The organism is Streptomyces sp. NPDC060002 (assembly GCF_042737245.1).
Classification (GTDB): Bacteria; Actinomycetota; Actinomycetes; order Streptomycetales; family Streptomycetaceae; genus Streptomyces.
Genome location: NZ_JBHWUW010000004.1, coordinates 217,775 through 235,217 on the forward strand (window position 1 = coordinate 217,775; position 17,443 = coordinate 235,217).

General features: G+C 69.4%; 17 protein-coding genes. 8 read left to right on the forward strand and 9 right to left on the reverse strand.

Annotation, left to right across the window (positions count from 1 at the left end):
• The first annotated feature begins 138 nt into the window (after positions 1-138).
• Entirely contained in the window at positions 139-1,257 is a 1,119-nt protein-coding gene (gene serC, locus ACFWBD_RS06270) for a phosphoserine transaminase (RefSeq protein WP_385663372.1), read from the forward strand.
• A 121-nt stretch (positions 1,258-1,378) separates the two neighbouring features.
• Here the strand turns inward: serC and ACFWBD_RS06275 are convergent, their stop codons facing one another.
• Together ACFWBD_RS06275 and ACFWBD_RS06280 are read right to left on the reverse strand one after the other, a co-directional pair.
• Positions 1,379-2,914 (reverse strand): cellulase family glycosylhydrolase, encoded by a 1,536-nt coding sequence (locus tag ACFWBD_RS06275; RefSeq protein WP_385663375.1) that lies wholly within the window; start codon positions 2,912-2,914, stop codon positions 1,379-1,381.
• Positions 2,915-3,047: 133 nt separating this feature from the next.
• Positions 3,048-4,064 (reverse strand): WD40 repeat domain-containing protein, encoded by a 1,017-nt coding sequence (locus tag ACFWBD_RS06280; protein WP_385663378.1) that lies wholly within the window; start codon positions 4,062-4,064, stop codon positions 3,048-3,050.
• A gap of 100 nt (positions 4,065-4,164) precedes the next feature.
• On the opposite strand from ACFWBD_RS06280, the gene ACFWBD_RS06285 reads away from it, so the two are divergent.
• The 3 genes from ACFWBD_RS06285 to ACFWBD_RS06295 all read left to right on the forward strand — a co-directional run bounded on the left by ACFWBD_RS06285 (position 4,165) and on the right by ACFWBD_RS06295 (position 6,595).
• The gene (locus ACFWBD_RS06285) at positions 4,165-4,839 is read left to right on the forward strand and encodes a GDSL-type esterase/lipase family protein (protein ID WP_385663380.1); all 675 of its coding nucleotides are present in this window, start codon (positions 4,165-4,167) and stop codon (positions 4,837-4,839) included.
• A gap of 117 nt (positions 4,840-4,956) precedes the next feature.
• On the forward strand, positions 4,957-5,544 hold the full coding sequence (locus ACFWBD_RS06290; protein ID WP_385663383.1) for a Uma2 family endonuclease: 588 nt from the start codon (positions 4,957-4,959) through the stop codon (positions 5,542-5,544).
• A gap of 58 nt (positions 5,545-5,602) precedes the next feature.
• On the forward strand, positions 5,603-6,595 hold the full coding sequence (locus ACFWBD_RS06295) for an aldo/keto reductase (RefSeq protein ID WP_385663386.1): 993 nt from the start codon (positions 5,603-5,605) through the stop codon (positions 6,593-6,595).
• 177 nt (positions 6,596-6,772) lie between these two features.
• Here the strand turns inward: ACFWBD_RS06295 and thpR are convergent, their stop codons facing one another.
• On the reverse strand, positions 6,773-7,345 hold the full coding sequence (thpR, locus tag ACFWBD_RS06300) for an RNA 2',3'-cyclic phosphodiesterase (RefSeq protein WP_385663388.1): 573 nt from the start codon (positions 7,343-7,345) through the stop codon (positions 6,773-6,775).
• A 51-nt stretch (positions 7,346-7,396) separates the two neighbouring features.
• Between thpR and ACFWBD_RS06305 the strand changes: the two genes are divergently transcribed.
• The gene (locus ACFWBD_RS06305; protein ID WP_385663390.1) at positions 7,397-7,942 is read left to right on the forward strand and encodes a GNAT family N-acetyltransferase; all 546 of its coding nucleotides are present in this window, start codon (positions 7,397-7,399) and stop codon (positions 7,940-7,942) included.
• Between the two features lie 134 nt (positions 7,943-8,076).
• Here ACFWBD_RS06305 and ACFWBD_RS06310 read toward each other — a convergent pair whose 3' ends face one another.
• A complete protein-coding gene (locus ACFWBD_RS06310) occupies positions 8,077-9,441 on the reverse strand; it encodes an MFS transporter (RefSeq protein WP_385663393.1) in 1,365 nt (454 codons plus the stop codon).
• Positions 9,442-9,471: 30 nt separating this feature from the next.
• Positions 9,472-9,909, reverse strand: coding sequence for a MarR family winged helix-turn-helix transcriptional regulator (locus ACFWBD_RS06315; RefSeq protein ID WP_385663396.1), 438 nt, complete (start codon positions 9,907-9,909; stop codon positions 9,472-9,474).
• Positions 9,910-10,060: 151 nt separating this feature from the next.
• Here ACFWBD_RS06315 and ACFWBD_RS06320 point away from each other — a divergent pair, with 151 nt between their 5' ends.
• Positions 10,061-10,243, forward strand: a complete 183-nt coding sequence (locus ACFWBD_RS06320; protein WP_385663399.1) for a CopG family antitoxin — start codon at positions 10,061-10,063, stop codon at positions 10,241-10,243.
• A 35-nt stretch (positions 10,244-10,278) separates the two neighbouring features.
• Here ACFWBD_RS06320 and ACFWBD_RS06325 read toward each other — a convergent pair whose 3' ends face one another.
• Positions 10,279-11,730 (reverse strand): NCS2 family permease, encoded by a 1,452-nt coding sequence (locus ACFWBD_RS06325; protein ID WP_385663402.1) that lies wholly within the window; start codon positions 11,728-11,730, stop codon positions 10,279-10,281.
• Positions 11,731-11,848: 118 nt separating this feature from the next.
• Here ACFWBD_RS06325 and ACFWBD_RS06330 point away from each other — a divergent pair, with 118 nt between their 5' ends.
• Both ACFWBD_RS06330 and ACFWBD_RS06335 read left to right on the forward strand, forming a co-directional pair.
• A complete protein-coding gene (locus ACFWBD_RS06330; RefSeq protein ID WP_385663405.1) occupies positions 11,849-12,130 on the forward strand; it encodes a DUF2530 domain-containing protein in 282 nt (93 codons plus the stop codon).
• 130 nt (positions 12,131-12,260) lie between these two features.
• Positions 12,261-14,627, forward strand: a complete 2,367-nt coding sequence (locus ACFWBD_RS06335; protein ID WP_385663407.1) for an HAD-IC family P-type ATPase — start codon at positions 12,261-12,263, stop codon at positions 14,625-14,627.
• 21 nt (positions 14,628-14,648) lie between these two features.
• On the opposite strand, the gene ACFWBD_RS06340 is transcribed toward ACFWBD_RS06335, so the two are convergent.
• From ACFWBD_RS06340 to ACFWBD_RS06350, 3 genes are all read right to left on the reverse strand, one after another.
• Positions 14,649-15,320: a hypothetical protein gene (locus ACFWBD_RS06340; protein ID WP_385663410.1), complete on the reverse strand. Its 672-nt coding sequence runs from the start codon at positions 15,318-15,320 to the stop codon at positions 14,649-14,651.
• Between the two features lie 203 nt (positions 15,321-15,523).
• Positions 15,524-16,450, reverse strand: coding sequence for a hypothetical protein (locus ACFWBD_RS06345; RefSeq protein WP_385663412.1), 927 nt, complete (start codon positions 16,448-16,450; stop codon positions 15,524-15,526).
• Between the two features lie 161 nt (positions 16,451-16,611).
• Positions 16,612-17,379 carry a calcium-binding protein gene (locus tag ACFWBD_RS06350; protein ID WP_385663415.1) on the reverse strand — a complete coding sequence of 256 codons (768 nt, stop codon included), beginning with the start codon at positions 17,377-17,379 and terminating at the stop codon, positions 16,612-16,614.
• Between the last annotated feature and the right edge of the window lie 64 nt (positions 17,380-17,443).

A 17,443-nucleotide genomic window follows, 5' to 3' on the forward strand; every position in this document is an offset into this window, starting at 1 on the left:
GCCCGTCCGGCGTTCGAGGACGAGGCCGTCCAGGCCGAAGGGGGCCCGGGAGCACCGCCGCCGGCACCGCGACACGACCCGTCTCACCCGACGGACCAGGTTTCACCCAGGTTTCCCCCACCGGCTAACCTCGCCTTCGTGGCTGAGATCCGGATTCCTGCTGACATCAAGCCCGCCGACGGTCGATTCGGCGCGGGCCCCTCCAAGGTGCGGGTGGAGGCGCTGGACGCCCTGGCCGCCACCGGCACGTCCCTCCTCGGCACCTCCCACCGCCAGGCCCCGGTCAAGAACCTGGTCGGCCAGGTGCGCGAGGGCATCTCCGAGCTGTTCTCCCTCCCCGAGGGATACGAGGTCGTCCTCGGCAACGGCGGCTCCACCGCGTTCTGGGACATCGCGACCCACGGTCTGATCGAGAACAAGTCGCAGCACCTCACGTTCGGCGAGTTCTCGTCCAAGTTCGCGAAGGCCGCCAAGCTGGCCCCGTGGCTGGCGGAGCCGACGGTCCTCTCCTCCGACCCGGGCACGCACCCCGAGCCCGCGGCCGAGGCGGGCGTCGACGTCTACGCCTTCACCCACAACGAGACCTCCACCGGTGTCGCCGCCCCGATCCGGCGCGTAGCGGGCGCCGACGAGGGCTCCCTCGTCCTGGTGGACGCCACCTCCGGCGCCGGCGGTCTCCCGGTCGACATCGCCGAGACGGACGTCTACTACTTCGCCCCGCAGAAGTCCTTCGCCTCCGACGGCGGCCTGTGGATCGGCGTGTTCTCCCCGGCCGCGATCGAGCGCGCCGAGCGCGTCCACGCGTCCGGCCGCCACATCCCGGAGTTCTTCTCGCTGCCCACGGCGATCGACAACTCCCGCAAGAACCAGACGTACAACACCCCGGCCCTCTCCACCCTCTTCCTGCTGAACCAGCAGCTGGAGTGGATCAACGGCCAGGGCGGCCTGGACTGGTCGGTGCGCCGCACCGCCACCTCCGCGCGCACGCTGTACGGCTGGGCCGAGGACGTCAAGTACGCCAACCCGTTCGTCACCGACCCGGCCAAGCGCTCCCAGGTCATCGGCACGATCGACTTCTCCGACGACGTGGACGCGGCCGCCGTCGCCAAGGTGCTGCGCGCCAACGGCATCGTCGACACCGAGCCCTACCGCAAGCTCGGCCGCAACCAGCTGCGGGTCGCGATGTTCCCGGCGGTCGACCCGGCCGACGTCGAGGCGCTCACGAAGAGCATCGACTACGTGATCGAGAAGCTGTAGTCGCTCTCCGTAGGGCAACGGCCGTACGACGACGACCGTAGGACGACGAAGGGCGCCCGGTGCACACCGGGCGCCCTTCCTCACATAGAAGCCCGGGCAGAAGCTCATCCGGCCGCGAAGTTCACGCCGCGGTGCAGCTCACGCTCGGCACACCCCCGCCCCCGGGCGCGCCCCCGAAGCCGAAGCTCGCCGAACCGCCCGCCGGGACCGCCCCGTTGTGCGAGGCGTTCACCGCGGTCACGCCGGCCCCGCTCTGGGTGTACGAGGCGTTCCACATGCTGGTGATCTGCTGCGCGCCGCCGAAGGTCCAGGTCACCTTCCACGAACCGATCGCGGTGGTACCGGTGTTGGTGACCTTCACCTCGGCGTTGAAGCCGCCGCCCCAGTCGCTGCTGACGGTGTAGGCGGCGGCGCAGGAGGCCGTGCCGCCACCGCCGCCCCCTCCGCCGCCACCGCCGGTCCCCGGGAAGCCCGGCGCCTTGACGCTCGCCAGGTATCCGTCCTTCACGGTGTCGACGGTCTGCCAGTCGTCCTTGAGGATGCCGCCCGTGTCACCGGAGTTGGGGTTCCAGGACCAGAAGGTCCAGTGGAAGGAGTCGGCGCCGTACGTCGACGTCGGCCGGAGGTAACTCACCAGTGCCGCCAGCCACTTCTGGTCCACCGTCGACTGGAGCGTGGTGCCGAACTCGCCCACCCACACGGGCGCGATGTTCTGCTTGAAGATGTAGCCCCAGTACTTGTCCCAGATCCCCGGCATGTTCGCGGGGAACGTCGGGTCGCTGAACCAGCTCTGCTGGGCGACGCTCGTCGCGTAGTCGTGGGCCGAGTACACGACCCGGTTCGCCACGTCGAGCTGCACCGGGTACTGGCCGACGCCCATCAGGTTGCCGCCCCACCAGCCGGAGACGCCGTTGAAGGACTGCACGCCCTCGACGAAGATCAGGAGGGCGGGGTTGACCGACAGGACGGCGTTGCCGGCGCGTTGCGCGGCCAGCCGCCAGTCGGTCGCGGTGTCACCGCAGCCCCAGCAGGCGGGATCGTGGGGCTCGTTGTGCAGATCGATGCCGACGACCGTGTCCTGGCCCTTGTAACGGGCCGCGAGGGCCTTGAGGTTGGTGATCCACGTCGACTCGGGGACCGCGGCCGTGTACCAGAGCGCCGACTGCCCGCCCGCGTCCGGCCGGTGCCGGTCGAGGATGACCTTCAGACCGTCCTGACCGGCGTACGAGACGATCCTGTCCAGGATCTGGAGCGAGTTCAGGCCCTGGAGGTCGGTGTTCTTGCCGCTGCTGAAGTCGATGCTGTTGGGGACGGTCGTGCTCTTGAAGATGTCGTCGCTGTAGGGGACGCGGATCGTGTTGTAGCCCAGCGACCTCATCTGGTCGATCATGCTCTTGTAGTCGCGGGACCAGAGTCCGTGGACGACGTAGTTGCCGGTCTCGAAACCGAACCAGTTGATCCCGGCGACCCGGACCGGCTGTCCGGCGGCGTCCAGGATCTGCCGGCCGCTGGTGTGCCAGTAGCCGGCTCCGGCCTCGGCCGCGACGGCGTCCGAGGCGACGGCGTCCGCCGCGCGCGCCGTCTGCGCTCCGGCTCCCAGCGGTATCAGAAGCGCGGCGGCCAGGCCGCACAGCATTCTTCGCAAGCTGCGGAACATCTCGCTGCTTCCTCTCGGGAGGCGCGGGCCCGAAACATGTGGGAGCGCTCCCACCCACCGCGCACCACCCAGGAAACTGACACACCCTGGCCACGTCAAGAAGAGCGGCGACAGCGGCAGCGCGCAAAGGTGCTCAGTCGCGGCGCAGAAGCCTGCGGAGACCGAAGACGGCGACGCAGACCGCGGCGGCCGCCAGCGCGCCGAACTTGACGCCGCTGCCGGCCGAGGATCCGCCGTCCTCCCCCGAGGCGCTCGAACTTCCGCTCCCGGAGGGCGACTTGGCACCCGAAGCGGCGCCTTCGGGCGCGTCCTCCGCCACCACCGAGCTCCCGGAACCCTCGCTCCCGTACATGAGCTTGCTGCCGTCGGCGGAGTAGCTGACGGACTCCCCCTGCCGTTGCAGCGGCACGTCGAGCCGCCCCTCGCGCTTGATCTTGCCGCCGTTCCAGGCGTAGGAGATGCCGCCGAAGTAGCCGCGGACGGCGAGCTGGGTGCCGTCCGGGGAGAAGGCGGCGTCGGTGGCCCAGAGGTCGACGGCGGTGACGGGCCTGAAGATGTTCGCCCCGGAGGCGGAGAGCTCCGCCGGCCCCTCGTAGAGGTGCCCGCCGTCCTCCTTCTTGTCGATGATGTAGACCCGCCCGGTCTTCGGGTGCACGAGGAGCGACTCGGCGTCGCGGGCGCCGTCGGAGTACTTCACGACGTACTGCGTGGCCTTGACGGTCTGGTCGACGAGTTCCTTCGGCTCGGGCAGCTTGTAGATCCACACGTACTGCCAGGTGCCGCCGAGGTTGTCGCCGATGTCGCCGACCCAGATCTCGTTGCCGGGACCGATGGAGACGGCCTCGACGTCGCGGGGCGTGCCGACGCCGGTCAGGGTGAGCCGGGCGACGGTCTTCCCGGTCGCGCTGTCGACGGCGTAGAGGTAGGGGCCGTCGTCGCTGTCGTTGTGCGTCCAGTAGACGCCCGGGTGCTGACGCGAGGCGGCGAGACCGCTGGACTCGGTGATACGCGGATCCTCGATGGTGAATCCCTTGTCCCCGTCGGCCGCGTACGCGGAGGGCGCGGTGGACGCGGCGAGCACGGTGAAGGCACCCGAGAGGAGAACTCCGGCGAGAAGGGCTCCGGCTCGGACGGCGAAAGATCGGCGCATGCCACAAGCCTGCCATCCCGCCCTCCCGTTCACGGGTTCGTGGCCCGTCTCACACGCCCCCGGCGGCGGTGATCCTTTGCCGATCCTCCATCATGAGCGGATGCTCAGGTTCATGCCCGTAGGCGACTCGATGACGATCGGCAGCACGGGCGACCACACATGGCGCTACCACATGTGGCGGCACCTGTGCGCGACGTACGGCGGCCCGTTCACCCTGTCCGGCCCCCGCGAGACGCTCTACGACAAGTCGACGGACTCTCCCGCGTCGTACGCCTACGCCGACCCCGACTTCCCGCGCGGTCATCTGGCCGGCTGGGGCGAGGGCTGGCTGCACATGGCCCCGCTGATCGGCGAGGCCGTGCGGAAGTCCCGGGCGGACGTCCTGCTGGTCTCGCTCGGCCTGATCGACCTGGGCTTCTACACGAACGCCGAGCAGACCGCGGAGAACGCGCGCGCCTTCGCCGCCGAGGCCCGCGCGGCGAACCCGCGGATCGCCATGGTGTGGCTGCCGGTCATCCCCAACATCCGCGCCGCGAACGACGAGCCCTTCGCCGCCCAGGTCGCCCGCTTCAACGAACTCCTGGCGAAGACGGCCGCCGACCTGGACGAGCCGGGCTCCCCCATCCTGCTGGCCTCGGTCCCGCCGACCTGGGACATCGACACCGACACCTACGACGGCACCCATCCGAACACGAACGGCGAACACCAGCTGGCGTCGGCCTTCGCGGAGGCGATGTACCAGGGTTGGGAACTTGGCGGGGAGTACGCGGGCTGAGGGCCGCGCCCGCGCCCGGCTCTGGCATATGCGCTCCGCGCCGTGACCTCGTCACCGTGCGTATCGTTGTACTGCGCGGCGGCACTCGAGCGAGTGCGGCCGGGGAGGAGCGCCACGATGACCGTCCTCGAAGACAGGATCGCGATGGCCGAGAGCGACAACACGATCACGCTCGACGAGATGTTCGAGCGGCTCGAGACGATGCCCGTCCCCGAGGGATACAAGGTCGAGATCGTCGAGGGGACCGTTTTCATGTCGCCACAGCGGGACACCCACTGGGAGATCATCCTGGACATCGTCGAACAGCTGCGGACCAAGTACCCCCGCGAGCGCGTGAAGTCCGACGTGCGCATCGACTACCCAGGGCATCTGAACGGCTTCGCGACCGATGTGACGGTGATGGCCGAGAACGCCGCCAGGTCGGAGGACGGCCGCTGGAGCCACGAGGACGTCGAGTTCGTCGCCGAGGTGATCTCCAAAGGCACCGCCGTCAACGACTACGGCCCCAAGATGACGGCCTACGCGACCGCCGAGGTTCCCCTCTACCTGATCGCCGATCCCTACCAGCGCCGCTGTCACATCTACACCCAGCCCAAGAACGGCGAGTACATCACGGAGACGAAGGTCGACTTCGGCGACGACATCGACCTCACCGGCACCGTGGTCGGCCTCACTCTCAAGACCGACGAGTTCCCCCGCGACTGACCCGTTCCCCGACCGGCCCCCCTTGCGTCGAGCGCACTCCAAGTCGTTGGCTTGAGTCATGAAGTACACGCAGCTCGGACGTACCGGACTCAAGGTCAGCCGCCTCGTCCTCGGCACCATGAACTTCGGCCCGCAGACCGACGAGACCGACAGCCACGCGATCATGGACGCGGCGCTCGGCGCGGGCATCAACCTCTTCGACACCGCGAACGTGTACGGCTGGGGTGAGAACAAGGGCCGTACCGAGGAGATCGTCGGCAGTTGGCTCGCGAAGGGCGGCGGGCGCCGTGACCAGGTGGTCCTCGCCACCAAGGTGTACGGCAACATGGCCGCCGACGGCGAGGCCTGGCCGAACCACGACAAGCTGTCCGCGCTGAACATCCGGCGGGCCGTCGACGCCAGCCTCAAGCGGCTCGGCACCGACCACATCGACCTCTACCAGTTCCACCACGTCGACCGCAGCACTCCCTTCGAGGAGATCTGGCAGGCCATCGACGTACTGGTGCAGCAGGGCAAGATCCTCTACGCCGGCTCGTCGAACTTCCCCGGCTACAAGATCGCCCAGGCCAACGAGATCGCCGCCCGGCGTGGCGGCACCATCGGGCTCGTCAGCGAGCAGTGCCTCTACAACCTCGCCGAGCGCCGCGCCGAGATGGAGGTCATCCCGGCCGCGCAGGAGTACGGGCTCGGGGTCATCCCGTGGTCGCCGCTCCAGGGAGGTGTCCTCGGCGGTGTCATCAGGAAGGAGGTCGCGGGCGGACGCCGGTCCTCCGGCCGGGCCGCCGACACCCTAGCCGACCCCACCGCACGCGCACAGATCCAGGCCTACGAGGACCTCCTCGACAAGCACGGCATCGAGCCCGGCGAGGCCGCCCTGGCCTGGCTGCTCACCCGCCCCGGCGTGACCGGCCCGATCGTCGGTCCGCGCACCGCCGAGCAGCTCGACTCGGCCCTGCGCGCGGTCGAACTGGAGCTGAGCGAGGAGCTGCTGTCCGGCCTGGAAGAGATCTTCCCCGGCCCGGGACCGTCCCCGGAGGCCTTCGCCTGGTAGCGGCGGCAGGGCCCTGACAGGGGCCCGTCCGCTCACCCGGGCACGGCACGGCGGCGGCGGTCGGTCCGGCGGCTTCGGCTATCTGCCGACCGCCGCCGCCATCGCCACCACGACGAACATCAGCACAAGCGCACCGGCCATGATCCGGTTCCGGGTCTTCGGGTCCACGTGTCGAGCCTAACCGGCCCCGCCGAGCGCCCAGCGCCCGACCGGCTCGTAACGGGGCTGCTCCCCGGGAACGCCGGACTTCGGCAGGTCGCTGCGCACCAGCACCAGCTCCCCCACCGTCCAGGTACGGCCCTCGAAGGCGTCCAGCGCCTCGGCGAACTGCCGCACGTCCACCGCGTCCCGGCTGCGGGCCAGCGTCAGGTGGGCCTTGTAGCGGCGGTGCTCCCCCATCTCCACGCCGGCCTTGCGGGCCGCCGCCTCCGCCCGGTCGGCCAGCAGCCGCAGCGCCGGTACGTCCCCGGCGGCCCCGGCCCACAGCGCCCTCCCGTGCCCGAAGTGTCCCCCGCCCCGGACGGCCAGCTCGAAGGGTGTGCCGCGGTGCGCGGCCCGGCTCAGCCGTGCCGTCAGCTCCGGTACGAGACCGTCGTCGACCTCTCCGTAGAAGGCGAGGGTGAAGTGCCAGCCGGGGCGGCCCGTCCAGCGCAGGCCGTCCGCACCGGGCAGTGTGTGCAACCGGGCGATCTCCGCGGCGAGTTCGTCGGCGATGTCGTCCGGGGGCAGCACGGCGGCGAAGAGTCTCATGCCCCCGATTTTCCCGGTCGGCGGGGCCGCCCGCCCGGCATGATGGGCGTCATGCGCATCACCATCAGAGAAGGCGGACCCGACGACGTCCCCGTGATGCTCGGCATGCTCGACAGCAGCGTGGAGTGGCTGGTCGCGCAGGGGCGCCCCGGTCAGTGGGGGACGAGTCCCCTGTCGGAGAACCCGAAGACGGCCGAGTCGGTCGCCCGGTACCTGGACGAGGGCTGGGCGTTCATCGCCGAGGCCGACGGGGTGCCGGCCGCCACCCTCACCCTGACCGACTCGCCCGGCGCGTACCTGGCCCATCTGCCGCCGCCCGGGGAGCCCGAGCGGTACATCCACTGGCTCGCCTCCGACCGGCGCTTCAAGGGCCACGGGGTGGGCAGCGCGCTGCTCGCGCACGCCGCCGAGGAGACCCGGCGGGCGGGCGTCGCCCTGCTGCGGGTGGACTGTTACGCGGGCGACGACCGCGGGCTCGTCGCCTACTACGAGGCCAACGGCTTCACCTCGACCGAGGCGTACACCGTCGGGGAACACGCGTGGCCGGGCCAGGTGCTGGCCCGGCGGCTGCGGCCCCCCGCCGCATCCTCCGGGTGACGGGTGACGCGTGACGTCTGACGCGTGACGGGTGGCGTCTGACGCGTCACGGGTGACGCCTGACGCGTGACGGGTGGCGTCTGACGCGTCACGGGTGACGCCTGACGCGTGATGACGGGTGACCTCGTACGGCGTCATGCCACCGCGGCGAGTTCCCGGTTCTCCCGGGGCACGAACCGCACGCTCGGGTGGCCGCGGTTCCAGCCCACCGACAGGCGCAGGTTGCCCATCCGGGCCAGGACCAGGCCGATGGTGACGGCCGCGACGGCCGAGACGACGCCGCCCGCCGCCAGGCCCGCCCGGACGCCGTACGCGTCGGTGATCCAGCCGGCGATCGGCGCGCCGATCGGGGCGCCGCCCATGAACACCATCATGTAGAGGGCCATCACCCGGCCGCGCATGGCCGGGTCGGTGCTCATCTGGACGCTGCTGTTGGCGGTGACGTTGACCGTCATGCCGAACATGCCGATCGGGGCCATGAGCAGGGCGAACAGCCACAGGGAGGGGGCCATGGAGGCCACGATCTCCATGGTGCCGAAGGCCACCGCTCCGGCGACCAGCACCCGCATCCGGGCCGTGCCGCGCCGGGCCGCGAGCAGGGCGCCGGCCAGGGAGCCCACCGCCATCAGCGTGTTGAACAGGCTGTAGGAGCCGGCGCCCGCGTGGAAGACGTCGTCGGCGAAGGCGGAGAGGTAGACGGGGAAGTTGAAGCCGAAGGTGCTGACGAACCCGACCAGGACGATCGTCCAGATCAGCTCGGGGCGCCCGGCGACGTAGTGGAGACCCTCGCGCAGCTGGCCCTTGCCGCGTGGGGCGCGGTGGACGGCGTGCAGGTCGCGCGAGCGCATCAGCAGCAGGCCGGCGAGGGGGGCGACGAAGGACAGTCCGTTGAGCAGGAACGCCCAGCCGGTCCCGACGCCGGTGATCATCACGCCTGCCACCGCGGGGCCGACCAGCCGCGCCGACTGGAAGTTCGCGGAGTTGAGGCTGACCGCGTTCTGGAGCTGGTCGGGGCCGACCATCTCGGAGACGAAGGTCTGGCGGGCCGGGTTGTCCACGACGGTCGCGAGGCCCACGGCGAAGGCGGCGACGTAGACGTGCCAGACCTGGACGTGGCCGGAGAGGGTGAGGACGGCGAGCGCGATGCCGGTGAGGGCCATCGCGGACTGGGTGAACAGCAGCGTCCGGCGCTTGGGCAGCCGGTCGACGAGCACACCGCCGTAGAGCCCGAAGAGCAGCATCGGCAGGAACTGGAGGGCCGTCGTGACGCCGACGGCGGTCGCGGAGCCGGTGAGGCTGAGGACCAGCCAGTCCTGGGCGATGCGCTGCATCCAGGTGCCGATGTTGGACACGACCTGGCCCATGAAGAACAGGCGGTAGTTCCTGACCTTCAGAGAGCTGAACATGGATGACTTGCGGGCGCCCGCGGCGGGCTCCTCGGCAAGGGTCTCGTGGGTGGTCGGTGCGGGGGCGGAGTCTGCTCCGGATCCCGAACTCAAAAGGGTCGCCTCCTCGTGGCTGACGGCTGTCTACAGGTGTGCGAGTTTTTCCAGCACGGGGGCGGCGGCGCGCAGTTTCGCCCACTCGTCCTCGTCGAGGCCGTCGACGAGGGTCGCCAGGAAGGCGTTCCGCTTGACGCGGCTCTCCTTGAGCATGGCCTCGGCCTGCTCGGTCTTGGTGACGACCTTCTGGCGCCGGTCCTCGGGGTGCGGCTCCAGCCGGACCAGCCCCTTGGCCTCCAGCAGCGCCACGATGCGGGTCATCGACGGCGGCTGCACATGCTCCTTGCGGGCGAGCTCGCCCGGGGTGGCACTGCCGCAGAGGGAGAGGGTGCCGAGCACCGACATCTCGGTGGGGCTCAGCGACTCGTCGACCCGCTGGTGCTTGAGCCGGCGGGACAGCCGCATCACGGCTGAACGCAGGGAGTTCACGGCGGCAGCGTTGTCGCCATGGGTGAGGTCAGGCATCTCTTTAGGATAACTCATTACTCTGGCTAAACAAGCTGGGGGTGCCGGGATTCCCCATGACCCCGGCCGCGGAAACCTCTCCATCACTCGAACGAGTGAGTAGGCAGCGGAAAGTGACCGGATTGCGGTACGCGCCCGCGACCCTCGTCTCATGGGGACCAGTGTGCTCAGCCTGCGGATAGACGAGGAGCTGCTCGAGCGGCTCCGGCAGCATGCCGCGAAAAGGGGAATGAGCGTCCAGGACTATGTCGTCCGGACGCTCATTCGCGATGACTTCGACGAGCGGTTCCAGACCGCCGTCGAGGAGACGGACAAGTTCTACGGGCTCACCTGAGCCCGTAGCCCTGAGCCGCCGCGGGCGGGCGGGGATCAGGTGAGGCCGAGGGCCGGCATCAGGTAGTAGAAGGCGAAGACGGCGGAGACCACGTACATCGGCGCCGGGACCTCCCGGCCACGCCCGGCCGCCAGGCGCAGCACCACGAAGGTGATGAAGCCCATGCCGATGCCGTTGGTGATCGAGTAGGTGAACGGCATCATCACCATGGTGATGAAGGCCGGGACGGCGATGGTGGGGTCGGCCCAGTCGATCTCCTTGACCGAGCCGGCCAGGATCAGGAAGCCCACCGCGAGCAGGGCCGGGGTGGCGGCCTGGGACGGGACCATCGTGGCGACCGGCGTGAGGAACAGCGCGACGGTGAAGAGGCCGCCGGTGACGATGTTCGCGAGGCCGGTGCGTGCGCCCTCGCCGACGCCGGCCGTGGACTCCACGAAGGCGGTGGTGGCGGAGGAGGAGCTGGCACCGCCCGCGGCGACCGCGAGGCCGTCGACGAAGAGGACCTTGTTGATGCCGGGCATCTCGCCCTGGGCGTTGGTCAGCTTGGCCTCGTCGCTGACGCCCATGATCGTGCCCATCGCGTCGAAGAAGCACGACAGCAGGACCGTGAAGACGAAGAGGACGCCGGTCAGGACGCCGACCTTGCCGAAGCCGCCGAAGAGGCTGAACTCGCCGATGAGCCCGAAGTCGGGGCCGGCGACGGGGTTGCCGGGCCACTCGGGAGTGGTGAGGCCCCAGGACGGGATCGTCGCCACCGCGTTGATGATCAGCGAGAGGACCGTCATGGCGACGATCGAGATCAGGATCGCGCCGGGCACCTTGCGGGTGATCAGGGCCAGCGTGAGCAGGGCGCCCAGGATGAAGACGAGGACCGGCCAGCCGTTCAGGTGACCGTCGGCGCCGAGCTGGAGCGGGACGGTGGTGTGGGCGGCGTCCGGGATACGGCTGACGAAGCCGGAGTCGACGAGCCCGATCAGCATGATGAACAGGCCGATACCGATGCTGATCGCCTTGCGCAGGCCGAAGGGCACCGCGTTCATGACGCGCTCACGCAGACCGGTGGCGACGAGGAGCATGACCACGAAGCCCGCGAGCACGACCATGCCCATGGCGTCCGCCCAGGACATCCGGGGCGCGAGCTGGAGCGCGACCACCGAGTTCACGCCGAGGCCGGCGGCCAGCGCGATGGGCACGTTGCCGATCACGCCCATGAGGAGCGTGGTGAAGGCGGCGGTCACACAGGTGGCCGTGACCAGCTGGCCGTTGTCGAGCTGGTGCCCGTACATGTCCTTCGCGCTGCCGAGGATGATCGGGTTCAGCACGATGATGTACGCCATCGCGAAGAAGGTGGCGAAACCGCCGCGGATCTCGCGGGGCAGGCTGCTGCCCCGTTCGGTGATCCTGAAGTATCGGTCGAGGGCGCCGAAGAGGGGCGTGGCTCCCGGCTGTTCAGGGGCGGGGACCTTGGCGGGGGCCGACGTGGGCATCTTTTTGGAGTTTCCTACGAAGAGAAGTGGTCAGTACCAAACCGTTTCAGTATGAACATATAACGTTCGGATCGGCCATCTCCGCGCGTAGACCTGACCGCCTCGTAAGCTGAGCACCATGAAGAAGTGGATCCCTGAACACGAGGCGCCGGAACCCCTGGAGGGCCCCGTGGTCGCCACCGTCACCGGCGGCACGATCCTCTGGTTCGTCCTCTTCCTCGTCCAGCTCCCCTTCTACGGCTGGTACGACGACCACGGCCATCTGTGGTGGATCTGGACGTGCCTCGCGGGGGCCGGACTCGGCCTCATCGGCATCTGGTACGTCCGCAAGCGGGACGCGGCGATCAAACGGGACGCGGCACGCGAGCCGGCCGAGCCCGTGCGCCCGGTCACCGACTAGGGGCTGTCCCCAGGCAGGTACCGGGGCGCTACTACCGAGGTACTGGAGGGCACCGCGCCCGTCCTCCCGAGGTCTGATCTTCGGCGTCCTCAGGGGGTGGACCCCCAGATCCGCACGTACCGTCGAACCCATGGCCCACACCGACGCCCCCGCCTCCGCGCCGACGGCGACCGGCCTCACCGCCGCCGAGGTCGCGGACCGGGTCGCGCGCGGTCAGGTGAACGACGTACCCGTCCGCAGCAGTCGCTCCGTCGGCGAGATCGTCCGGGCGAACGTCTTCACCCGGTTCAACGCGATCATCGGTGTCCTCTGGGTGGTCATGCTGTTCGTCGCGCCCATCCAGGACGGCCTGTTCGGCTTCGTGATCCTCGCCAACACCGGCATCGGCATCATCCAGGAGTGGCGGGCGAAGCAGACCCTGGACTCCCTCGCGGTCGTCGGCGAGGCCCGGCCCACCGTCCGCCGCGACGGCACGGCCGTCGAGGTCTCCACCTCGGAACTCGTCCTGGACGACCTCATCGAGATCGGGCCCGGGGACAAGGTCGCCGTGGACGGGGTGTGCGCCGAGGCGGACGGACTGGAGATCGACGAGTCACTGCTCACCGGCGAGGCCGACCCCGTCGTCAAACGGCCGGGCGACCAGGTCATGTCGGGCAGTTTCGTGGTGGCCGGCGGCGGTGCCTTCCAGGCCACGAAGGTCGGCCGGGAGGCCTACGCCGCCCAGCTCGCCGAGGAGGCCTCCCGCTTCACGCTCGTCCACTCCGAGCTGCGCTCCGGCATCTCCACGATCCTCAAGTACGTGACCTGGATGATGGTCCCGGCCGCGATCGGCCTGGTCGTCACGCAGCTCTTCGTCAAGAACAACGACCTCAAGGAGTCCATCGCCCGCACCGTCGGAGGCATCGTCCCGATGGTCCCCGAGGGGCTCGTCCTGCTCACCTCGGTCGCCTTCGCGATCGGCGTCATCCGACTCGGCCGAAAACAGTGCCTGGTGCAGGAGCTGCCGGCCATCGAGGGCCTCGCCCGCGTCGACACCGTCTGCCTGGACAAGACCGGCACGCTCACCGAGGGCGGCATGGACGTCACCGGCCTGAGCACCCTCGACGGCTACGACGAGTCCTACGTACGCCGGGTGCTCGGGGCCCTCGGCGAGTCCGACCCGAGGCCGAACGCCTCGCTCCAGGCGATCATCGACGCCTACCCGGACGCCGAGGACTGGCGCTGCACCGAGTCCCTGCCCTTCTCCTCCGCCCGCAAGTACAGCGGCGCCAGCCTCAGCGAGGGCAACGGGGAGAACGGCACCTGGCTGCTGGGAGCGCCGGACGTGCTGCTGACCGACGACGATCCCGCCCTCGCCGAGACCGAGCGGCTCAACGAGCAGGGTCTGCGGGTGCTGCTGCTGGCCCGTGCCGCCCGCGACCTCGACGACCCCGAACCCGCACGCGGTGCCAGGCCCGCCGCACTCGTCGTACTCGAACAGCGGCTGCGGCCGGACGCCGCCGAGACCCTGCGCTACTTCGCCGAGCAGGACGTGCGCGCCAAGGTCATCTCCGGCGACAACGCGGTGTCGGTGGGGGCGGTGGCCTCGAAGCTCGGGCTGGACGGCCGTACGGTCGACGCGCGCCGGCTGCCCGCCGAGCCGGAGGGCATGGGCCGGGCCCTGGACGAGGGCACGGTGTTCGGCCGGGTCACCCCGCAGCAGAAGCGGGACATGGTCGGCGCGCTGCAGTCGCGCGGGCACACGGTCGCGATGACCGGGGACGGCGTCAACGACGTCCTCGCGCTGAAGGACGCCGACATCGGCGTCGCGATGGGCTCGGGTTCCGAGGCCACCCGGGCGGTCGCGCAGATCGTGCTGCTGAACAACAGCTTCGCGACCCTGCCGTCGGTGGTGGCGGAGGGCCGGCGGGTCATCGGCAACATCACCCGCGTCGCGACCCTCTTCCTGGTGAAGACGGTCTACTCGGTGCTGCTGGCCCTGCTGGTGGTCTGCTGGCAGGTCGAATACCCCTTCCTGCCCAGGCACCTGACCCTGCTGTCCACCCTCACGATCGGCATCCCGGCCTTCTTCCTCGCCCTCGCCCCCAACACGGAACGGGCCCGGCCGCACTTCGTACGACGGGTGATGCGGTACTCGGTCCCGGGCGGGGTGGTGGCCGGGGTCGCGACCTTCGCCACCTATCTGGTCGCCCGTCACCACTACACCGGTGCGGGCTCCTTGGAGGCCGAGACCAGTGCGGCGACCCTCACGCTGTTCCTGATCTCGATGTGGGTGCTGGCGATCATCGCCCGCCCCTACACCTGGTGGCGGGTGCTGCTGGTGGCTTCGATGGGCGGAGCGTTCGTGCTGGTGCTGGTGGTCCCGTGGCTTCAGGACTTCTTCGCGCTGAAGCTGGTCGGGATGACCATGCCGTGGATCGCGGTGGGGGTGGCGGCGGTGGCGGCGGCCGCCCTGGAGTTCTCCTGGAGATGGGTCGACCGCCGCTTTCCTGCCTAGCTGTCGTTTCCTGCCCAGCTGTTACTTGACGTCGACGAAGTCGCCCGCCGCGCTGACCGCCGGGGTCGTCGTGGTGCCGGCGAAGCTGTAGCGGTAGTAGCCGTCGGCGACGGCCTTGACCGTGGTCTTCAGGGCGCCGGTCGAGCTGGTCTTCACGGTCTTGACCGTGGTGTACGTGGTGCTGCCCTTCTTCTTGAACTGGAGCTTCACCGGCTGGGCCGCGTAACCGCCGAGCTTGTTGGTGTCCCAGTTGGCGCGGGTCAGCTTGCCCGTGATGGTGAGGGTCTTGCCCTTCTTCACCGGCTCGGGCGTGGCGTCGGCCGTCAGCTGCGCCTGGCGCTGCACGTTGACGGCGCCCAGGTTGCTCTGCCACTTGAGGTCGGCTTCGCTGCCGGCGTCGTCCGGGACGGCGAGCGCGCCCACCTTCCAGGTGCCTGCCTGGCTGTTGGCCAGGTCGTCGTACGCGCTGGAGACGGTGGGACGGAACTGGATCTTCGCGGTGCAGTTGAGGACCGTCGTGGAGACGGCCTTGCAGGTGCCCGGCTCGTCACCGGCGATGATCTGCGAGTTCGCGCCGAGCGCGGTACCCCGGTAGAGCATCGGACCGTTCTCGAAGGAGCTCGCGCTGAGGCTCGCGGGCTTCGTCACGGTGTACGTGGCGGTGACGGTGACCTTGGCCGAGGGGCCGACCACGACGGCCTTGCCCGCGTTGATGCGTTCCCCAGATGGAGGAGAGATCTCGGAGTCTGTTGACCCATCGGGTGAGATCCATGACGAAGGGCGCCGGTTGCGCGGCGGGAGGTAAGAGCAGAGGAAGAACAGAGGAAGAGCGGCGAACGGCCGGCCCCGGAGATCCGGGGCCGGCCGCTCTTGCTACGGCGTCCTGTCTCGGCGTCCTACTTGACGTCGATGAAGTCGCCCGCGGCCTTGACCGCCGGGGCGGTCGTGGTGCCGACGAAGCTGTAGCGGTAGTAGCCGTCCACGCCCGCCTTGACGGTGGTCTTCAGAGCGCCGGTCGAGGTGGCCTTGACCGACTTCACCGTGGTGTAGGTGGTGGAGTTCTTCTTGCGGAACTGGAGCTGGGCGTAGACGCCGGAGTAACCGGTGTACTTGCCGCTGTCCCAGTTGGCACGGGTCAGGCTGCCCGTGACGGTGATGGTCTTGCCCTTCTTCACCGGCTCCGGCGCGGCGTTGACCGTCAGCTTGGACAGCCGCTGGAGCTTGGTGGTGGCCAGGGCGTCGCCCTCGGCGTAACCGACCTTGGTCCAGTCGATGTCGTCGGTGGTGTACGGGTCGACGTCGTTCCAGTCGATGACGTAGCCGAGCGCCTTCCAGGTGGTGGCGTCGGCGTTGACCAGCTCCTCACCCGGGTAGATGTCGAGGGTGCCCTTGCAACTGGCGACCGTGGCCGAGGTGTTGGTGCAGGCCGGCCAGTCGTCGCCGACCAGGATGTTGGCCGGGCTGCTGTACGAGCCGCGGTAGATGACCAGGTCCAGCTCGGTGTCGTCGGCGGTGACGTCGACGTCCGCGCCGTGCGTGACCGTGAAGGTGACCGGGACCGTGACCGTGGCGGTGGTGCCCGCGACGATCGGCTTGCCGCTGTTGATCTTGACGTTGCCGAACTTGGCGTCCAGCGCGTACGGCGTGCCGGTGTCGGCGGTGGCGCCGGTGAAGGCGTTCTGGCCGGAGGTGGCCGCGTGGAGGGCCTTCAGAGTGTCGACGGGGTTGTGCGTGTCGCTACCGGCGGCCTGCGCGGCCGGCACGGCGAGGGCGGACAGGGCCAGGGCGCCGGTGACGGCGGCCACGGTGGCTCGTATGCGCATGAATGTCCCAAGGGGATCAAGGGGCTCTCCGGGCGGGTGCCACCAGCGAGCCCAAGTGGTCGACGAGCCTGTCGGCTCGCATGATCAGATTCCTGAAACCGGGAAATGGTTGTACGGAAAACGGTTTCCCGGACGAGCGGCCGTTCCGGAGGGCGGGCCTGCTACTTGACGTCGACGAAGTCGCTCGCGGCCGTGACCGCCGCCGTGGTCGTGTTGCCCACGAAGGTGTAGCGGTAGTTGCCGTCCGCCGTCGCCTTGACGGTGGTCTTCAGACCGCCGGTGGAGGTCGTCTTGACGGTCTTCACGGTGCTCCACTTGGTGGAGCCCTTCTTCTTGTACTGGAGCTGCACCGACTGGGCGCCGTAACCGCCGAACTTGAGCGTCTCCCAGTTGGCGCGGGTGAGGGAGCCGGTCACGGTGATCGTCTTGCCCTTCTTCACCGGCTCCGGCGTCGCGTTGACCGTCAGCTTGGAGACGCGCTGGAAGTGGAAGGAACCGGCCTTCTCCTTCCACACGAAGTCGCCGTCATTGGCGTCGATCCACGCGTCGACGTACCAGGTGCCGGCGTTCTTGTTGCTGAAGTAGTCGGTCCTCGGGTCCACCTTCACGGAGGCGGTGCACGTGGAGGTGGTGGCGTTGACCTTCTTGCAGGTCGGGGTGCCGGTCATCTCGAAGCCGTAGTCGGGGCCCGTCAGCGTGAAGTGCTCGGCGCTCTTGATGCCGGAGTCGTCCGTGGCGGTCACGCTGATGGAGATGGTCTTCGCCGCGTTGGTGGAGACGGGCACCTTGTTGTCACCGTCGACGACCACCTTCGTGATCCGTATGTCGCCGGTACCGCCGTCGCTCGGCGCGGCCTGCGCGGCGGGAACGGCCAGGCCGGCGAGGGCCAGAGCACCGAAGGAGACGGCGGCTGTCGCGCGGATGCGCATAGGTTTTCCCCCCGTTGGAAATCGCGATTCACGGGAAGAGACTCGTACCCCTGTCCGACGGTTG